Below are 3,660 nucleotides of genomic sequence, written 5' to 3'. Positions count from 1 at the left end.
CGCCCCGAGGGCGTCGGTGAAGCCGGTGTGCCACCGATCGCGTGCCCCGCCCGTCTGCCGGTCTCGGGGTCTTGTTCCTAGCGCGGCTTGCCCCGGCGGGTCCTCACCGATGCCCACCGCGTCGGCTTCGGGCATAGATGCGTCGACGACCTCGCGGGCCTGGTCGCGGAAGGCATGCATCACGGGCGGCCAGGACAGGTTCAGATCCCGGGCGGCCTGGACGACGGTGGAACCCGGCGTCGCGTATGCGGCGTTCGGCCGCGACCCGCACTCGCATGGTCGTCCGCGCGCCTGCCGGTACTCGCATGGTCGTCCGCGCGCCTGCCGGTAGCTGCGGGTCCTGCTCGGTGGACGACCGGCGCGGGCAGGGCCAGAAGCCCCTTCCGAGGACCAGCCGCACGTGCTCCCTGCTCACTGGATGGCACCCCGGAGGGAACGGAAGCGGGGCTGTGAGTGAAGGCGACGGCGCGCTCAGGCAGCGGTGACCACGTCTGCGTGAGCGGCCCGCAGCAGGGTGCGGGCGGCGTCCTTGGCGTGACGGGCGGGCTCCGGGGACCCGGAGATGGCCGCTGTGGTCATCGCGCCCTCGGCGAGGAGGACGAGCTGGTCGGTCAGCCACGCGGGCGCGTCTGCGACGGCCACGAGATCGGCAAGATATCGCCGGAAGGCATCCTTGTGGGCCTTCGCGATGTCGGCCACGGTCTGGGACGTCGCCCCCAGCTCCCCGAAGGAGTTGATGAAGCCGCAGCCGCGGAACCCCTGCTCGCTGAACCAGAGGAACAGCCAGTCGAAGACCGCCAGAATCCGCTGCTCGGGTGAGTCGTAGGTATCCACGTGCTGGGCAAGATCGCGGAGCCACCTTGCGTCCCGCCGCCTCAGGTACGCCTCGACCAGGGTGTCCTTGGAAGGGAAGGCCTGGTACAGGCGCTTGAGGGGCACGCCGGAGGCGGTGCGGATCGCATCCATTCCTACCGACTGAATGCCTCGGCCGTAGAAGAGTTCCTCGGCGGCGTCAAGGATCCGCTGCTCAGTCGTCTCGGGTTCCACTTCGCTCACCCATTCTCGAAAACGGTCGTTCTCCTACGGTACAGCCACCGGGTCGCACGGCATATTCCCGGGCGTGGCCGCCCGTCGTCGTATGCCACTGCCGGATCAAGGCCGGGCGTGTTGCCTGCTGCCCACTCAAGCGAGCGCAAGGCCCGCCTGGGACTGCTCAGCCGATGCGGCGGCGACGCGGAGGCCGGCGCGGTCCCGCCGGTGATCCCGTTCCTCGAGTGTTTCGGTCCAGTCCGTCAGGAGTTCGACGATGCCCACGCCGCGGCCGTGCTCATCATGGGCACCGGAGCAGCGAGGGTGGGGCGAGGGCGCCGTGGCGCCGGAGTCCGCAACCTCGATACGCACGGCGCGGCCTTCAAATGCGAGGCTCACGACCATGTCGGCCCGTCCGTGCTGGGCCGCGTTCCCCGCAAGCTCGCCGACGATCAGCAGGACGGAGTCCTGGTCCTCCGGGACGACGTCCCATCCGGCCAGCAGGCACGCGGCGAAGTGGCGGGCGGCGTGCACCCAGCGCTCCTCGGCAGGAAGGGCGATCATGCCGTGCCCGTGCACGCCCTTACGGGCATGGGCCAGCGCCGGGGTCACGGGGACCGGCCGGGGTAGCTCACCGGACGGGGGGCAGCGCCATCAGCGGGGGTCGCGTTGCGGTGTGCGAGAGAGTCATGGGATCACCCACCTGAACTTTCCGAGCCATCAACAGGCTCGCGTTCTGCAGCTTCTCTGCCCTCGGCCCTGGAGTGGGCCAACGTCAGGTTCCAGGCGGCGGTCCTGCGGCACTCGCGGCGACCGAACCGGCAATCCGTCCGGCCAGCGATCACAGTGTCGCGAGTCTCCAGCTGAGAACGATCGTTCTATTAATTGAAGCCAGCCTATAGAACGGTCGTTCTCGACGCAAGAGGGATGCGCCGAACTTCCGAGAATCCGGAGCAACGTCCCACGCTCACCGCAGGTGAGAGGGTCTCCAGGGCCCGCAAGGGACTCCTGAACCCAGAGCCCCTCCAGGTGTGCGGCGGCCTCCGCCGCAGGCACAGCGTCACGAACGAACGGCCGCGCCGTGGATCCGGCGTCGGGCCCGGATCCACGGCGCGGGGGCGGCCGGTCAGAGACCGAGGTCGCTCAGGCCGGGGTGGTCGTCGGGGCGGCGCCCGAGGGGCCAGTGGAACTTGCGCTCCGACTCCTTGATGGGGAGTTCGTTGATGCAGGCGTAGCGGTGGTGCATCAGGCCGTTGTCGTCGAACTCCCAGTTCTCGTTGCCGTAGGCGCGGAACCAGTTGCCCGAATCGTCGTGGTACTCGTAGGCGAAGCGCACGCCGATGCGGTTGCCGTCGAAGGCCCACAGTTCCTTGATGAGCCGGTAGTCCAGCTCCCGGTTCCACTTGCGGGTGAGGAAGGCGACGATCTCGTCGTAGCCGGTGGCGAACTCCGCGCGATTGCGCCAGTAGGAGTCCACCGTGTAGGCGAGGGCGACCTTTTCCGGGTTGCGGGAGTTCCAGCCGTCCTCTGCCAGGCGGACTTTCTGGATGGCGGTCTCCCGGGTGAACGATGGGAACGGGGGGCGCGGTTCGTGGCTCATGTCGCTTCCTCTGGATCTGTCGGTATCGCCGCTGGCGGGGTGTGGGTTCCGTTGGCGTCGGTGCACTGTCGCGAGAACGAGCGTTCTCACCGGCAGGTAAAACCGTACGGGAACGATGGTTCTCGCGCAAGACCCCCAGTGCCACGACCTGGCAGCCCTCTCCCTGTCGGGCCCTCGCGCGCAGACGCCTCGCCCGGTCGAGCGGCGCATCCGGGGCTGGCCACCATGGACGGGCTTGAGATGAGGGAGTCGAGGGCCGGGCCCGCGAACTCGCAGTCGCCCTGCACGCTGCCGTGCACGGAAGCCTGGTGCCGCTCGCCCGCGCGACGCCTGCCGTTTCCTGCCGGCCGCACTCCAAGGGCATGTGGCGGCTTTTGGGCTCACCTTGGCTGAACCGGGGAAACCCCACCGGGTGCTCAGCAGTCGGGCCGACGGGCTCCGTTGATCTCCTCACCTCAGATCCGGGAGTGGGGTGTGCATCAGGTCGTGGACGCGCGCCAACTCCCACCGTGCCGTCGACGAGGTGTTCCCGACCTCCCAGGGCGCCTGAGAGCCGGCATGACGTAGCCGCGGTCTTCGCCCGGATGAACGGCTCGCTGGTCCGGCACGGTCGGGAATTTCGTTCTTTGTCATAGGACCTATGACCTATGACGAACGTTGGACAGAGGCGGTGCTCGGTCCACATCAGCGGGGTGACGGCGACAGAGATCGCGAGCAGTGTGCTGGACCTGATCGCGTCGGGTCAGCTGGCGCCGCAGGACCTGCTCCCGCCGGTGCGCAAACTGGCCGAGGAGCTGGGGGTGAACCGGAATACGGTGGCCTCGGCGTACCGCCAGCTGGTGAGTGCCGGCGAGGCGGAGACCCGCGGCCGCGGTGGGACTGTCGTAAGTGGGGTGCCGCAACTGGCCTGCGAAGGCGCGTGGCTCGGCGGCCGCCTGATCGATCTGGCCAGCGGCAACCCCGATCCGGAACACCGCGCAGCAGGCCCGCGAGTTCACCGACGACCTCGCCGCCGTCCTCCCCGTCCACCC

Annotated in this window: 5 protein-coding genes; 1 reads left to right on the top strand and 4 read right to left on the bottom strand. The window is 69.0% G+C overall.

The window, feature by feature from the left end; translation table 11 throughout:
* The 4 genes from EHS43_RS47225 to EHS43_RS40100 form a co-directional block, all read right to left on the bottom strand.
* On the bottom strand, positions 1-183 hold a 183-nt coding region (locus EHS43_RS47225), incomplete at its 3' end, for a hypothetical protein (protein WP_221740805.1).
* 288 nt (positions 184-471) lie between these two features.
* Positions 472-1,047: a TetR/AcrR family transcriptional regulator gene (locus EHS43_RS40110; protein WP_125195475.1), complete on the bottom strand. Its 576-nt coding sequence runs from the start codon at positions 1,045-1,047 to the stop codon at positions 472-474.
* 135 nt (positions 1,048-1,182) lie between these two features.
* Complete coding sequence (locus tag EHS43_RS40105; RefSeq protein ID WP_125195474.1) at positions 1,183-1,641, bottom strand: ATP-binding protein; 459 nt, start codon at positions 1,639-1,641, stop codon at positions 1,183-1,185.
* A 514-nt stretch (positions 1,642-2,155) separates the two neighbouring features.
* A complete protein-coding gene (locus EHS43_RS40100) occupies positions 2,156-2,629 on the bottom strand; it encodes a nuclear transport factor 2 family protein (RefSeq protein ID WP_125195473.1) in 474 nt (157 codons plus the stop codon).
* A 692-nt stretch (positions 2,630-3,321) separates the two neighbouring features.
* Between EHS43_RS40100 and EHS43_RS40095 the strand changes: the two genes are divergently transcribed.
* Positions 3,322-3,660, top strand: a 339-nt coding sequence (locus EHS43_RS40095; RefSeq protein WP_260470932.1) for a GntR family transcriptional regulator, incomplete at its 3' end; no start/stop codon positions are given.

The sequence above is a fragment of the Streptomyces sp. RP5T genome, assembly GCF_003933965.1.
GTDB lineage: Bacteria > Actinomycetota > Actinomycetes > Streptomycetales > Streptomycetaceae > Streptomyces.
This window is presented reverse-complemented; position numbering and strand designations above follow the sequence as displayed.

Excerpts from the sequence above, each read along its gene's own strand:
- EHS43_RS40100 (WP_125195473.1), bottom strand. The coding sequence starts at position 2,629 with ATGAGCCACGAACCGCGCCCCCCGTTCCCATCGTTCACCCGGGAGACC.